Origin of the sequence: Phytopseudomonas punonensis (assembly GCF_900142655.1) — a bacterium.
Classification (GTDB): domain Bacteria; phylum Pseudomonadota; class Gammaproteobacteria; order Pseudomonadales; family Pseudomonadaceae; genus Aquipseudomonas; species Aquipseudomonas punonensis.
The window spans coordinates 126338-140273 of sequence record NZ_FRBQ01000005.1; the positions used below are offsets into that span (position 1 = coordinate 126338).

13 protein-coding genes are annotated in these 13936 nt (G+C 60.9%); 6 read left to right on the forward strand and 7 right to left on the reverse strand.

Annotation, left to right across the window (positions count from 1 at the left end):
* Window positions 1–103 precede the first annotated feature (103 nt).
* The 4 genes from infA to trxB form a co-directional block, all read right to left on the reverse strand.
* Window positions 104–322, reverse strand: a complete 219-nt coding sequence (gene infA / locus BUC40_RS14590) for a translation initiation factor IF-1 (protein WP_002553999.1) — start codon at window positions 320–322, stop codon at window positions 104–106.
* Between the two features lie 142 nt (window positions 323–464).
* Window positions 465–1172, reverse strand: coding sequence for an arginyltransferase (locus BUC40_RS14595; RefSeq protein ID WP_073266905.1), 708 nt, complete (start codon window positions 1170–1172; stop codon window positions 465–467).
* Window positions 1173–1240: 68 nt separating this feature from the next.
* A complete protein-coding gene (gene aat, locus BUC40_RS14600) occupies window positions 1241–1942 on the reverse strand; it encodes a leucyl/phenylalanyl-tRNA--protein transferase (RefSeq protein WP_073266906.1) in 702 nt (233 codons plus the stop codon).
* 48 nt (window positions 1943–1990) lie between these two features.
* Window positions 1991–2941, reverse strand: coding sequence for a thioredoxin-disulfide reductase (gene trxB / locus BUC40_RS14605; RefSeq protein WP_073266907.1), 951 nt, complete (start codon window positions 2939–2941; stop codon window positions 1991–1993).
* A 215-nt stretch (window positions 2942–3156) separates the two neighbouring features.
* On the opposite strand from trxB, the gene ftsK reads away from it, so the two are divergent.
* From ftsK to cysG, 6 genes are all read left to right on the forward strand, one after another.
* Window positions 3157–5565: a DNA translocase FtsK gene (ftsK, locus tag BUC40_RS14610; RefSeq protein WP_073266908.1), complete on the forward strand. Its 2409-nt coding sequence runs from the start codon at window positions 3157–3159 to the stop codon at window positions 5563–5565.
* An 18-nt stretch (window positions 5566–5583) separates the two neighbouring features.
* Window positions 5584–6210 (forward strand): outer membrane lipoprotein periplasmic chaperone LolA, encoded by a 627-nt coding sequence (lolA, locus tag BUC40_RS14615; protein WP_073266909.1) that lies wholly within the window; start codon window positions 5584–5586, stop codon window positions 6208–6210.
* 6 nt (window positions 6211–6216) lie between these two features.
* The gene (locus BUC40_RS14620) at window positions 6217–7542 is read left to right on the forward strand and encodes a replication-associated recombination protein A (protein WP_073266910.1); all 1326 of its coding nucleotides are present in this window, start codon (window positions 6217–6219) and stop codon (window positions 7540–7542) included.
* Window positions 7539–7913 carry a fluoride efflux transporter CrcB gene (crcB, locus tag BUC40_RS14625; protein ID WP_073266911.1) on the forward strand — a complete coding sequence of 125 codons (375 nt, stop codon included), beginning with the start codon at window positions 7539–7541 and terminating at the stop codon, window positions 7911–7913. The genes BUC40_RS14620 and crcB overlap by 4 nt, the downstream gene beginning before the upstream one ends.
* A 16-nt stretch (window positions 7914–7929) precedes the next feature.
* The gene (gene serS, locus BUC40_RS14630) at window positions 7930–9207 is read left to right on the forward strand and encodes a serine--tRNA ligase (protein ID WP_073266912.1); all 1278 of its coding nucleotides are present in this window, start codon (window positions 7930–7932) and stop codon (window positions 9205–9207) included.
* Between the two features lie 202 nt (window positions 9208–9409).
* Window positions 9410–10807, forward strand: a complete 1398-nt coding sequence (cysG, locus tag BUC40_RS14635) for a siroheme synthase CysG (RefSeq protein WP_073266913.1) — start codon at window positions 9410–9412, stop codon at window positions 10805–10807.
* Between the two features lie 136 nt (window positions 10808–10943).
* Here the strand turns inward: cysG and BUC40_RS14640 are convergent, their stop codons facing one another.
* From BUC40_RS14640 to BUC40_RS14650, 3 genes are all read right to left on the reverse strand, one after another.
* Window positions 10944–11945, reverse strand: coding sequence for a TRAP transporter substrate-binding protein (locus tag BUC40_RS14640; protein WP_073266914.1), 1002 nt, complete (start codon window positions 11943–11945; stop codon window positions 10944–10946).
* Between the two features lie 171 nt (window positions 11946–12116).
* The gene (locus tag BUC40_RS14645; protein ID WP_073266915.1) at window positions 12117–13403 is read right to left on the reverse strand and encodes a glycosyltransferase family 4 protein; all 1287 of its coding nucleotides are present in this window, start codon (window positions 13401–13403) and stop codon (window positions 12117–12119) included.
* Window positions 13404–13409: 6 nt separating this feature from the next.
* Window positions 13410–13907, reverse strand: coding sequence for a disulfide bond formation protein B (locus BUC40_RS14650; RefSeq protein WP_073266916.1), 498 nt, complete (start codon window positions 13905–13907; stop codon window positions 13410–13412).
* Window positions 13908–13936: the final 29 nt, after the last annotated feature.

Here is a 13936-nt window from a genome sequence, read left to right on the forward strand (position 1 = left end):
GATGCGCCCTTTGTCATTACAGTTCTAAAGCACAAAAAAGCCCGGCAATCGCCGGGCTTTTTTGTACCACTGAAACAGAGCTGGGAGCTGAGCTCTTTCTCTGTTAGCGGGCGCGATAGGTGATGCGACCCTTGCTCAGGTCGTACGGGGTCAGCTCTACGCGGACCTTGTCACCAGTCAGAATGCGGATGTAATTCTTGCGCATCTTTCCGGAGATGTGCGCGGTAACGACGTGCCCATTTTCCAACTCCACGCGAAACATGGTGTTGGGCAGGGTGTCGACGACAGTGCCTTCCATTTCGAAGCTGTCTTCTTTCGACATGCAGTAAAGCCCTCGGTATCCAGAGAATGGCCCGGCGCAACTGGCCCCAGGCAAAAGCGGCAAGCATTGTGCCCGAAAAACAGGGTTGACGCCAAGGGGCTGTCTCTGTTTCGCAACCGAAAGACGGTGATAACCGACGAAGTCAGGTCAGGACGACCCAGCGCTGGTTGACGAAAAGCTCGATTGGCCGGTATTGAGTCTTGTAGTTCATCTTCCGGCAATTCTTGATCCAGTACCCGAGATACACGGCTTGCAGATCCCTGCGCACGGCTTCATCGATCTGCCAGAGAATTGCAAAGCGCCCCAGGCTCCGGCGCTCTTCATCTGGCTCGTAGAAGGTGTAAACCGCCGATAAACCGTTGGGCAGAACATCGGTCACGGCGATGGCCAGCAACTGGCCTTTATCGCGAAACTCGAAAAAGCATGAGAAGGGCAGGTCACGAACCAGGAAGGTCGAGAACTGCTCTCGGCTGGGTGGGTACATGTCGCCATCGGCGTGACGCTGCTCGATGTAGCGTGCGTAGAGCTGGTAATACTCTTCGTTGAATGAAGGCCTTACCGCGCGAACCTCAAGCGATGCATTGCGTTTGAAAATGCGCCGCTGTTGTCGGTTTGGAGCGAACCGGGCGACCGGAATCCGCGCTGGGATACATGCTGTACAGCGTTGACAATGCGGGCGGTAGAGGTGATCACCACTGCGACGAAAGCCGAGTTCGGAAAGCTCGGCATAGACGCCGACGTCCATGGGCTGACTGGGGTCGAGAAACAGCGTGGTAGCCTGTTCTTCGAGCAGATAGCTGCAGGGGTGCGGTTGTGTGGCGTAAAACTTCAGGCGAGCCAGCTCAGTCATGATGACTCCCTAGGGTTAGCCTCGAATGAGTGTATGCCATGCCATAAGGCTCTACCAGAAGTGGCCGATCAGCCATCTGCGGGTTGCAGCGTGCTCAACCAGTCAGCGTCACTGGGCTGATCGAGATAACGTTGCAGGTAGTCGGCAAACTGCGCACGACTGATGGCTCGGGCGCCGAGGCTGTGCAGATGTTGAGTCGGCATTTGGCAATCGATCAGCTCGAAGCCCCAGGCTTTTAGGTGCTCGACCAGCGTCACGAAGCCAACTTTTGAAGCATTATCGGCACGACTGAACATCGACTCGCCGAAAAACAGCTTGCCCATGGCCAGGCCGTAAAGACCACCGACCAATTGCTCGTCCTGCCAGACCTCCACGCTATGCGCCACGCCCTTTGCATGCAGCTCGATATAGGCTTGCTGCATGGGTGTGGTGATCCAGGTGCCATCGGCATAGGGGCGAGGCGCGGCGCAGGCGCGGATGACCTCGGCGAAAGCTTGGTCGAACGTCACCCGAAAATGACCCTGGCGGATGACCTTGCGTAGGCTGCGGGACATGTGCACTTCGCCAGGAAGCAGCACGGTGCGCGGGTCGGGCGACCACCAGAGGATTGGCTGACCATCCTGGAACCACGGAAAGCAACCGTGACGGTAAGCCGCTATCAGGCGCTCGGCGCGCAAATCACCGCCAGCCGCAAGCAGGCCATTAGGCTCGCGCAGGGCCTTGTCGAGTGGCGGGAAGGTCAGTGAGTCGCGTTGCAACCAGGTGAGCATTGGCGAGACCGCAGCGGGGGAGGGCGGGTTTTACCCCGCCCTGAACCATCAGTTGTCGTCGAGGAATTTTTCGACGTCGAGAGCCGCCATGCAGCCGGCGCCGGCCGAGGTGATGGCCTGGCGGTAGACGTGATCCGCCACGTCGCCAGCGGCAAACACGCCTTCGATGCTGGTAGCGGTGGCATTGCCTTCATTGCCGCCTTTGATCAGCAGATAGCCATCGCGCATTTCCAGCTGGCCCTGGAACAGATCGGTATTGGGCTTGTGGCCAATGGCGATGAACACGCCAGCCAGCGGCAGGTCGGTGGTGGTGCCGTCCTGAGTATTGCGCAGGCGTGCACCGGTTACACCGGTGGCGTCGCCAAGCACTTCATCGAGTGTGTGATTCCAGTGCAGGCGCATGTTGCCGTTGGCAACTTTGTCGAACAGCTTGTCCTGCAGAATTTTCTCCGAACGCAGCTTGTCGCGGCGGTGCACCAGGTGCACTTCCTTGGCGATGTTGGAGAGGTACAGCGCTTCTTCGACAGCGGTGTTGCCGCCGCCGATAACGGCAACCACTTGGTTGCGATAGAAGAAGCCATCGCAGGTCGCGCAGGCGGAAACGCCCTTGCCGGCGAACGCTTCCTCGGAAGGCAGGCCCAGATACTGAGCCGAGGCACCGGTGGCGATGATCAGTGCGTCACAGGTGTAGGTGCCACTGTCGCCCTTGAGGGTGAATGGACGACTCTGCAACTCGGCAGTGTGGATGTGGTCGTAGATGATCTCGGTGTCGAAGCGCTCGGCATGTTTTTGCATGCGCTCCATCAAGGCCGGGCCTGTCAGGCCTTCGACGTCACCGGGCCAGTTGTCGACTTCGGTGGTGGTGGTGAGCTGACCGCCAGGTTGAATGCCGGTGATGATGACAGGCTTCAGGTTGGCGCGAGCAGCGTACACCGCAGCACTGTAGCCGGCTGGTCCGGAGCCCAGGATAATCAGGCGGGAATGCTTGACTTCGCTCATAAAAACACCTCATAAGCCTTTGTCACGAAAGAGAATGCATGCTCAAATTGAGCCGCACGGACGAATAGTGGCAGCTATGCTACACCGAAGCACGGGACGAGCGGGAGCCAGCCAGGCGATAGCTTCCCCAACGCCCAGCCGGCATGCCGTACAATATCGGCGTTTCGTCCTCCACCGATCATTCGGCGCGCTAGCAGCGCAGGAACAGATGCGTTTTGAAGAATTCTAGCTCTACAGCACCGGCGCCAGCCTGGCGTCAGCAATTGCCATATCGCCTTAAAGAAGGCGCACTCATCGCCTTGGGTGCGCTGTGTCTCTATGTGTGGATGGCGCTTCTCACTTACGACCCGGCAGATCCGGGTTGGACCCATACCAGCAATGTGGAGCAGGTTCACAACGCTGCTGGGCGCGCCGGTGCCTGGTTCGCCGATGTGCTGTTCATGGCACTGGGCTATTTCGCCTATCTGTTCCCGTTGCTGCTGGGCATCAAGGCGCTGCAGGTATTCCGTGCGCGCCACGAGCCCTGGCACTGGAGCGGCTGGCTGTTCTCCTGGCGCCTGATTGGCCTGGTTTTCCTGGTGCTGTCTGGTGCGGCGCTAGCCTATATCCATTTTCAGACTGGTGCCAGCATGCCAGCCTCGGCGGGCGGCGCACTCGGCGAGAGCCTGGGGCAACTGACTGTTGCGGCTCTCAACGTGCAGGGCAGCACACTGTTGTTTATCGCACTGTTCCTGTTCGGTCTGACCGTATTCACCGACCTGTCCTGGTTCAAGGTAATGGATCTGACCGGCAAGATCACCCTGGATCTGCTGGAGCTGGTGCAAAGCGTCATCAATCGCTGGTGGAGTTCGCGTCAGGAGCGTAAACAACTGGTCGCGCAGCTGCGTGAAGTGGACGAGCGTGTCCATGACGTCGCAGCGCCAGTAGTCAAGGATCGTCGCGAGCAGGCCAAGGTCAAAGAGCGCCTGATCGAGCGCGAAGAGTCGCTCAACAAACACATGATCGAGCGTGAAAGCCGTCCGGCTCCGGTTATCTCCGCACCGATCGCACCCAAGGCCCCTGAGCCGAGCAAGCGTGTGCAGAAAGAGAAGCAGGCGCCGCTGTTCGTCGACAGCGCCGTGGAAGGCACACTGCCACCTATCTCGCTGCTCGACCCAGCCGAAGCGAAAAAGATCGAATACTCGCCCGAATCCCTGGCAGGCGTTGGGCATCTGCTGGAAATCAAACTCAAGGAGTTCGGCGTCGAAGTCTCGGTGGACTCGATCCATCCCGGCCCGGTGATTACCCGCTACGAAATTCAACCTGCAGCGGGCGTCAAAGTCAGCCGTATCGCCAACCTGGCCAAAGACCTTGCTCGTTCGCTGGCCGTGACCAGCGTGCGCGTCGTGGAAGTCATTCCTGGCAAGACCACGGTCGGTATTGAAATCCCCAACGAGAACCGCCAGATCGTGCGGTTCTCAGAAGTGCTGTCGACCCCTGAATACGATGACGCCAAATCGCCGGTTACCCTGGCCCTGGGTCATGACATCGGCGGCAAGCCGGTGATTACCGACCTGGCGAAGATGCCTCACTTGCTGGTCGCCGGTACCACCGGTTCCGGTAAGTCGGTGGGTGTGAACGCGATGATTCTGTCGATCCTGTTCAAGTCAGGGCCAGAAGACGCCAAGATGATCATGATCGACCCGAAAATGCTCGAGTTGTCGATCTACGAAGGCATTCCGCACTTGCTCTGCCCGGTCGTTACCGACATGAAGGAGGCGGCCAACGCACTGCGTTGGAGCGTTGCCGAGATGGAGCGCCGCTACAAGCTGATGTCGAAGATGGGCGTGCGTAACCTGGCAGGCTTCAATCGCAAGGTGAAGGACGCCATCGAAGCAGGCGAGCCGCTGTCGGATCCGCTGTATCGCCGCGAAAGCATGGAAGACGAAGCGCCGCTGCTGAAAACGTTGCCAACCATCGTCGTGGTCGTCGACGAATTCGCCGATATGATGATGATCGTCGGCAAGAAGGTCGAAGAGCTGATTGCCCGTATCGCCCAGAAGGCGCGTGCGGCCGGTATTCACCTGATTCTCGCCACGCAGCGCCCGTCGGTGGACGTGATCACCGGTCTGATCAAGGCCAACATTCCGACCCGTATGGCGTTCCAGGTATCGAGCAAGATCGACTCGCGTACCATCATCGACCAGGGCGGCGCCGAACAGCTGCTTGGCCACGGTGACATGCTCTACATGCCACCAGGCACCAGCCTGCCGATCCGCGTTCACGGCGCGTTCGTGTCCGACGATGAAGTGCATCGCGTGGTCGAAGCCTGGAAACTACGTGGCGCACCGGATTACAACGAAGACATCCTCGCCGGCTCCGAAGAGGGCGGCGGTGGCTTCGATGGCGGTGGCGGCAGCTCTGAAGGTGGCGACGACAGCGAGTCGGATCCGCTGTACGACGAAGCGGTTAACTTCGTACTGGAAAGCCGCCGAGCGTCCATCTCCTCGGTGCAGCGCAAACTGAAGATCGGCTACAACCGCGCTGCGCGGATGATCGAAGCCATGGAAATGGCCGGCGTCGTCACCCCAATGAATACCAACGGTTCGCGCGAGGTGATTGCACCTGGTTCGAGCCGCGATTAACCCAGACAGAGGATTCACATGCGCCTGATTCGCCTGATGCTGCTCGCCGTCCTCACCACCGCGAGCCTGTTCGCCCATGCTGACGATGAGGCCGCCGTAAAGCGTCTGACCGAGTTGCTCAACCAGGCACAGACCATCACCGCCCGCTTTTCCCAGCTGTCGCTCGATGGCAGCGGCACCCAGCTGCAGGAAACCGCCGGTGAGTTGGCGCTCAAACGCCCAGGCCTGTTCCGCTGGCACACCGACGAGCCAATGGAGCAGTTGCTGGTTTCCGATGGCAAGCAGGTTTGGCTATATGACCCGGATCTGGAGCAGGTAACCATTCAGTCCCTCGATCAGCGCCTGACCCACACCCCGGCACTGCTGCTTTCCGGTGATGTGTCGCAGATTCGCGAGAACTTCGAGATCACCTTCAAGGAAGGTGGCAGCGTGGTCGACTTCATCCTCAAGCCAAAGGCCAAGGACACCTTGTTCGACAGCCTGCGTCTGTCCTTCCGCAATGGCGTGTTGAACGACATGCAGTTGATCGACAGCATCGGCCAGCGCACCAATATCCTGTTCATGAGCGTAAAGATGAATCAGCCCCTGGATGACAAGCAGTTCAGCTTCGAAATTCCTGCGGGTGCGGACGTTATCAAAGAGTAGGTAGTCGTGGATCTGTTTCGCAGCGCGCCCGTCGCCCAGCCGCTGGCCGCCCGTTTAAGGGCGACCACGCTGGACGAATACGTCGGCCAAGAGCATCTGCTGGCCCGCGGCAAGCCGCTGCGCGAAGCGCTGGAGCAGGGCGCTCTGCACTCGATGATCTTCTGGGGGCCGCCCGGGGTCGGCAAGACCACCCTGGCGCGCTTGCTGGCTCAGGTCACTGATGCACACTTCGAGACCATTTCGGCGGTGCTTTCCGGGGTCAAGGAAATCCGCCAGGCCGTCGAAGTCGCCCAGCAACATGCCGCCCAGTACGGCCGCCGGACCATCCTGTTCGTTGATGAAGTGCATCGCTTCAACAAGTCACAGCAGGATGCTTTCCTGCCTTATGTGGAAGATGGCACGCTGATCTTCATCGGCGCGACCACCGAGAATCCTTCGTTCGAACTCAACAACGCCTTGCTGTCCCGCGCGCGCGTCTACGTGCTGAAAAGCCTGGACGATGCGGCCCTGCGTAAGCTGGTAGGCCGCGCGCTTAACGAAACCAAAGGGTTGGGCGAGCGCCGCCTGACTGTGCCGGATGAGAGCTTCGAGATTCTCAAGAGCGCGGCAGACGGTGATGGCCGGCGCTTTCTCAACTTTCTGGAGAACGCTGCCGACCTGGCCGATGACGGTGGCGAGATCAGCACCGAACTGCTACTCGACCTCCTCGGCGATACTCGCCGGCGCTTCGACAAAGGCGGCGAGGCCTTCTACGACCAGATTTCCGCACTGCATAAGTCGGTGCGCGGTTCCAGCCCGGATGGCGCGCTGTACTGGTTCGCGCGCATGCTCGATGGCGGCTGCGACCCGTTATATATCGCCCGGCGCGTGGTGCGCATGGCCAGCGAGGACATCGGCAACGCCGACCCACGCGCATTGACACTGTGCCTCAATGCCTGGGACGTTCAAGAGCGCCTGGGCAGCCCGGAAGGTGAGCTGGCGGTGGCCCAGGCCATCGTCTATCTGGCCTGCGCGCCAAAGAGCAACGCCGTCTACAACGCGTTCAAGGCCGCCAAACGTGATGTGGCAGAGAACGGCTCGCGTGAGGTGCCGCTGCACCTGCGCAATGCGCCGACCAAGCTGATGAAAGAGCTCGGTTACGGCGACGAATACCGTTACGCCCATGACGAGCCCGACGCCTATGCGGCCGGCGAAGATTACTTTCCGGAAGACATTCAGCCTCGTCGGTACTACGACCCGGTGCCGCGTGGCCTGGAGCTGAAAATTCGCGATAAGCTGGCCCATCTGGCCAACCAAGATGCCAACAGCCCCACGCAGCGGAGAAAACCATGATTTTCACGGTATTGGCGGTAGCGCTGGGCGGTGCGTTTGGCACGCTGGCGCGGTTTTTCATCGGTAATTGGATAAGCGCCAACTGGCCGCAGCATTTTTACGGCGCGACCCTGATCGTCAACCTCGTCGGCTGCCTGCTGATCGGGGTACTCTATGGCCTGTTTTTGCTACGTCCCGAAGTGCCGCTGCCGGTAAGAGCAGGGTTGATCGTGGGCGTGCTGGGTGGCTTTACCACCTTTTCTTCATTTTCCCTCGACACCCTGCGCCTTCTCGATAGCGGCCAGGCGCCAATGGCCATTGGTTATTTGGCGGTAAGTGTTGTGGGTGGTCTGCTTGCAACCTGGGCTGGCCTCCTGTTAACCAAATTCTGATCGATGAGAACCTGAAATGCTCGATTCCAAACTGGTGCGCAGCCAACTGCACGAAATTGCCCAGCGCCTGGCCACCCGTGGCTATGAACTGGACGTGACCCGCGTTGAAGCTCTTGAGGCCCAGCGCAAGTCCGTTCAGACCCGTACCGAGCAATTACAGGCAGAGCGCAACAGTCGATCCAAGTCCATCGGCCAGGCCAAGCAGCGCGGCGAAGACATCGCGCCGCTGCTGGCCGAGGTCGACCGTATGGGCAGTGACCTGGAAGAGGGCAAGCGCGAGCTGGACGCCATTCAGGTCGAGCTCGACAACTTGCTGCTGAGCATTCCCAACCTGCCGGACGAGTCCGTGCCGGTCGGCGCCGATGAAGACGACAACGTCGAAGTGCGCCGTTGGGGAACTCCGAGGACCTTCGACTTCCCTGTTCAGGATCACGTCAGCCTCGGCGAGCAGCACGGCTGGCTGGATTTCGAGACCGCCGCCAAGCTGTCCGGTGCCCGCTTTGCGCTGCTGCGCGGCCCGATCGCGCGCCTGCACCGCGCTCTGGCGCAGTTCATGATCAACCTGCACACCGCCGAGCACGGTTACGAGGAAGCCTATACACCGTATCTGGTACAGGCGCCTGCGCTGCAGGGCACCGGCCAGCTACCCAAGTTCGAGGAAGATCTGTTCAAGATCAGCCGCGAAGGCGAGGCCGATTTCTACCTGATTCCGACCGCCGAAGTGTCGCTGACCAACATCGTTGCGGGCGAAATCATCGATGCCAAGCAGCTGCCGTTGAAGTTCGTCGCCCACACGCCGTGCTTCCGCAGCGAGGCCGGTGCGTCGGGCCGTGATACCCGCGGCATGATCCGCCAGCACCAGTTCGACAAGGTCGAAATGGTTCACGTGGTCGAGCCGGGCAAATCCTTCGAAGCGCTGGAAGAACTGACCGGCCACGCCGAGAAGGTGCTGCAGCTGCTCGAGCTGCCGTACCGCGTTCTGGCGCTGTGCACCGGCGACATGGGCTTCAGCGCCACCAAGACCTACGATCTGGAAGTCTGGGTGCCGAGCCAGGACAAGTACCGCGAGATTTCCTCGTGCTCCAACTGTGGCGACTTCCAGGCCCGCCGTATGCAAGCCCGTTACCGCAACCCGGAAACCGGCAAGCCGGAATTGCTGCACACCCTTAATGGCTCCGGCCTGGCAGTGGGCCGTACGCTGGTGGCAGTGCTGGAAAACTATCAGCAGGCAGACGGCACCATCCGCGTCCCAGAGGTACTCAAGCCCTACATGGGTGGTATCGACGTCATCTGATCGATTGCGCTGCCTGGCAGCGCATCTCATGCCAGCGGGTCGCCACCCTTTGCTATTTTCGCAAAGCGACTGCCGCCTGAGGCAGTGATCAGCAGTTGCACCGACCACGGTGCAGCCAAGTGATAAATCAGGCCCTGAGTCATACTCGGGGCCTTTATTTTCATCACGTCGCCGCCCCCGGCGACTTGAAGCAGGCACCGTTATGGACTTCCTTCCCCTGTTCCACAAATTGCAGAACCGCCGCGTGCTGGTGGTAGGCGGTGGCGAAATCGCCTTGCGCAAAGCGCGGCTGTTGGCCGATGCCGGCGCGACCTTGCGGGTGGTATCGCCTGATGTGGGCAGCGAGCTGTGCGAACTGGTCGGGCACGGAGCAGGGGAGCTGGTACTGCGTGGCTATCAGGCTGACGACCTCAACGGCGTGTCGCTGGTCATCGCCGCCACGGATGACGTGCCGCTCAATGCGCAGATTTCCGAGCATGCCCAAGCCATCGGCATTCCCGTCAATGTGGTCGATGCGCCTGCGCTGTGCAGCGTGATCTTCCCCGCCATCGTCGACCGCTCGCCACTTATCGTTGCGGTCAGCAGTGGCGGTGATGCGCCGGTACTGGCACGTCTGATTCGCGCCAAGATCGAAACCTGGATTCCGGCTACCTACGGGCAACTGGCCGGGCTGGCGAAGATTTTCCGTGCCCAGGTAAAAAGCCTGTTTCCCGACGTTCAGCAGCGCCGCGTGTTCTGGGAAGACGTGTTTCAGGGGCAGATTGCCGAAAGCGCGTTCGCCGGCAAGCTCGGTGAAGCCCGCCGGTTGCTGGAAGACAAGATCAACGGCGCAGCGCCTCAAGCTCTGGGTGAGGTGTACCTGGTCGGCGCCGGCCCGGGTGATCCCGATCTGCTGACCTTCCGCGCCCTGCGTCTGATGCAGCAGGCCGATGTGGTGCTTTACGACCGTCTGGTCGCCCCGGCCATCGTCGAGCTGTGCCGCCGCGATGCCGAGCGCATCTATGTCGGCAAGCGCCGCGCCGACCATGCTGTGCCGCAGGAGCAGATCAATCAGCGCCTGATCGACCTGGCCAAGTCCGGTAAGCGGGTGCTGCGCCTCAAAGGTGGTGATCCGTTCATCTTTGGCCGCGGCGGTGAAGAGATCGAACAGCTCGCAGCCCATGGCATTCCCTTCCAGGTGGTGCCGGGCATCACCGCGGCGAGCGGTTGTTCCGCTTATGCCGGGATTCCACTCACGCACCGTGACCACGCGCAGTCAGTGCGCTTCGTCACCGGGCATCTGAAGGATGGCAGCGCCGATCTGCCTTGGTCGGAGCTGGTCGCTTCGAGTCAGACGTTGGTGTTCTACATGGGGCTGGTCGGCCTACCTACCATCTGCCAACAGTTGGTCGCCCATGGCCGCGCCGCCAGCACACCAGCGGCACTGATCCAGCAGGGCACTACGGAGAATCAGCGGGTATTCACCGGCACGCTGGCCAACCTGCCTGACCTCGTGGCAAGGCATGAGGTGCATGCACCGACACTGGTGATCGTGGGGGAAGTGGTGCTATTGCGCGAGAAGCTGGCGTGGTTCGAAGGGGCTCAGCACGCGCCCCAATAGTCGAGTTCTACTAACCCGGCGTTGGGCGCAGCGATACCTGGGAGCGGCTACTATGGATTCGCTTCAAACGGCCACGGACTAAAAGCGACCAAAACGAAAGAGGCCCGCGTTATGCGGGCCTCTTCGTTTGCAGCGATCAGTCGTGGCGCTTGCGATTCACGATCTGGGCAGCCTTGATCACGTCGCTGCCGATCTCGCCCTCGAACTGCTGCCATACCGGGCGCATGGCTTCACGCCAAGCCTGACGCTGCTCAGGGGTGAGGGTGATGATCTGGCTCTTGCCGGAGGCTTCGATACGACGACGGTCGGCCAGGTTGGCCTCTTCGGCCTGGCGGTTCACCGCGAACGTGACTTCATCGATGATCGCTTCCAGCTCGGTGCGGATCTGGTGAGGAATGCCGTACCAGAAGCGCGCGTTGCTGATCAGCATGTAGTCGAGCACGCCATGGTTGGTTTCGGTGATGAACGGCTGAACCTCATGCAGTCGCTGGCTGTAGATGTTCGACCAAGGGTTCTCGGCGCCCTGAACCTGGCCACTCTGCAGGCCTTTGTAGACCTCGGAGAATGGCATCTTCACCGATGTGGCGCCAAGCTGGGCGAACTGCGCATCCAGCACTTTGGAGTTCTGAATACGAAAGCTCAGGCCAGCGGCGTCGCCTGGCGCGCGCAGTGCCTTGGTGGCCGACATCTGTTTCATGCCGTTGTGCCAATAGGCCAGGCCGACGATGTTCTTATCTTCCATGGAGCGCAGCAACTGGCGCCCCTTAGCACGCTTCTGGAAACGGTTCACGGCTTCCAGATCGTCGAACATGAACGGCAGATCGAAGACCTGCAGTTGCTTGGTGTATTGGTCGAACTTGGCCAGCGACGGCGCGAGCATCTGCACTTCGTTATTGCGCAGCGCTTCCAGCTCGTTGGCATCGCCGTACAGCGAAGAGTTGGGGTAAACCTCGACACGCACCTTGCCTTCCAGGCGCTGGTCGACCAGACGCTGGAACATCAGGGCGCCCTGGCCCTTGGGCGTGTCGTCGGCGACCACATGGGAAAGCTTGATCACCAGCGTGCCTTCTTGGGCAACGGCGGTGTAGGAGGCGAGCGTCAGAGCATAGACGGCCGCAACGGCGATCTTTTTCAACATGTGGATGACCTTATTCTTGTCGACTGTTTTTACGGTCAGGCGCCGGTTGGCAGTAGCGCCCGCAGTACCGCTTAGGAGTGTAGGCGAAGTCTACTGCAATCATGGCGCCATATATGTGACGGCCGTCCTAGCTGCGCCAGGATATCCGGCAAAATGCCACCTCGGCACTGTTCAGTTGTCGCGGGCGTTCTTGGCGGCGATCCACTGGGACATGTATTGGGTGCTCTTGTGCTGGTGATGCCGCAGCATGGCGCCCACGAAGTTCAGTTGCCGGTGCTGCTCGCGGCTGGCCAGCAACCGCTCCAGTCGGTTGACCAATTCGCTGGCCAGCCGCGGGCGATCGAAACGTTGCTGCAGCAGCGGTGCAGCATTGGCGTGGGCTTGCGACCAGGCCGCTGAGTCCTCATGCAGCGTCACTGCAGCATCGGCGAACGCCTGAGCATCATCGACGACGGCGCCTGGCCAGGGATGCGCACCGTGCATACCCTCGCTGCCAATCGTCGTGGTCACGCTAGGCGTACCGCAGGCCATGGCGTCGGCGAGCTTGCCCTTGATCCCTGCGCCGAAACGCAGCGGCGCCAGGCAGACGCGAGCCTGGGCCATCACCCGATGCGCATCGTCGACCCAGCCCAGCACATGAAAGCCTTGCTTGGGGTTATGCAGCGCCGTGGCCTTGGGTGGCGGATAGGCGCCGTAGACGTGCAACTGGGCTTGCGGCAAGCGGGCACGAATCAGCGGCCACAAGGCATGCTTGAGCCACAGCACGGCGTCCCAATTGGGCGCATGGCGAAAATTGCCAATGCTCAGGAAGTGTTGGCGGTCAGAGAAGGGCACTTCACTCAGGGTTGGCGGAATCAGCATCAGCGCGCAGTCATGCAGTAGGGCTGCCGGCACGCCGAATTGCTCCTGCAACAGCTGCATCTCGAACTCGGAGATCATCAGCGTCAGGTCGCAGCGGTAGATCGACGCCACCTCACGCTGGGCCATGTCAGCGCCCGCCATGGCTGCGTAGAGTTCATCACGCGTGGCGAGCGCCGGGCCAACCTGGTGGCGTTGTGCTTCGCTGCTGCGGGACTGTTGGTTGGCCTTGTGCAAGGCATGGCGGGCATCGCGCAGGCAGTGCAGGTCGCTGGTGTCGAGCACCCGCAGGGCTGCCGGCCAGGCGCGCTCGACCCGCCAACCGAATTGTTCTTCGGTGAAAAAACGGTCGAACAACACCAGATCCGGCTGCTGCCCCGCCACGTAGGCATCGAAGCTGTCGCAGTTCAGCGCGACAGCCACTTCCTCGATTTCAAGATCGGTGAGGTCAGCACGATGGCTGGAAAGCGCTGCGGCGCTGGCAAATGTCACCTGCCAGCCCTGGCTGCGAAACACCCCGAGCAGCTCGAGCATACGGCTGCCCGCCGCGGACGAGCGTGGCTCCGGCCACACGTAGCCGATTACCAGTACCTTGCGCATACGGGTTCAGCGTTTGCCGCGAATGCTGCGCCACAGGGTGAACAGCACCAGCGCGAACAACCCGGCGATGCTCGCCAGCGTCCAGACAGTAAAAGGCAGGCCGAGAATTTTGTAGTCGTTCATCCCGCACACGCCACCGCTCATGAACACGCCAGGCCAGTACTCGTGCAATGGCAGCACCTGGTAATAGAACGGGAAGGGCGAGCAGCTGAAGCTTTCCATCACGCCCACTTCGATCAGCGTGACATGGGCGTTGTCGATCAGTGCCATGCCGCTGGCGGCCAGCAACAGGGGCCACAAAAGCACGGCCAGCCAGGTCTGCCGGGCCGCCGATGCGGCGCTGAGCAGCAGGGCGATGACGGCAGTCAGGCACAGCCACAGACGGATCTGCACGCACAGGGTGCACGGCTCCCAGCCGAATACATGCTGGGCGATCAACGCGCCGGCAAGCATCAAGGCGCTGGCCAGGGCGATCAGCAGCAACAGCGGAGCGGGGCGGGACATGGAGTTCTCCAAAAGGGGCGGTGACGACA

What these genes read in the sequence shown, in the direction of transcription:
- infA (WP_002553999.1), bottom strand. Translation starts at nt 322, where the DNA reads ATGTCGAAAGAAGACAGCTTCGAAATGGAAGGCACTGTCGTCGACACC.
- BUC40_RS14595 (WP_073266905.1), bottom strand. Translation starts at nt 1,172, where the DNA reads ATGACTGAGCTGGCTCGCCTGAAGTTTTACGCCACACAACCGCACCCC.
- aat (WP_073266906.1), bottom strand. Translation starts at nt 1,942, where the DNA reads ATGCTCACCTGGTTGCAACGCGACTCACTGACCTTCCCGCCACTCGAC.
- trxB (WP_073266907.1), bottom strand. Translation starts at nt 2,941, where the DNA reads ATGAGCGAAGTCAAGCATTCCCGCCTGATTATCCTGGGCTCCGGACCA.
- lolA (WP_073266909.1), top strand. Translation starts at nt 5,584, where the DNA reads ATGCGCCTGATTCGCCTGATGCTGCTCGCCGTCCTCACCACCGCGAGC.
- crcB (WP_073266911.1), top strand. Translation starts at nt 7,539, where the DNA reads ATGATTTTCACGGTATTGGCGGTAGCGCTGGGCGGTGCGTTTGGCACG.
- serS (WP_073266912.1), top strand. Translation starts at nt 7,930, where the DNA reads ATGCTCGATTCCAAACTGGTGCGCAGCCAACTGCACGAAATTGCCCAG.
- cysG (WP_073266913.1), top strand. Translation starts at nt 9,410, where the DNA reads ATGGACTTCCTTCCCCTGTTCCACAAATTGCAGAACCGCCGCGTGCTG.
- BUC40_RS14640 (WP_073266914.1), bottom strand. Translation starts at nt 11,945, where the DNA reads ATGTTGAAAAAGATCGCCGTTGCGGCCGTCTATGCTCTGACGCTCGCC.
- BUC40_RS14645 (WP_073266915.1), bottom strand. Translation starts at nt 13,403, where the DNA reads ATGCGCAAGGTACTGGTAATCGGCTACGTGTGGCCGGAGCCACGCTCG.
- BUC40_RS14650 (WP_073266916.1), bottom strand. Translation starts at nt 13,907, where the DNA reads ATGTCCCGCCCCGCTCCGCTGTTGCTGCTGATCGCCCTGGCCAGCGCC.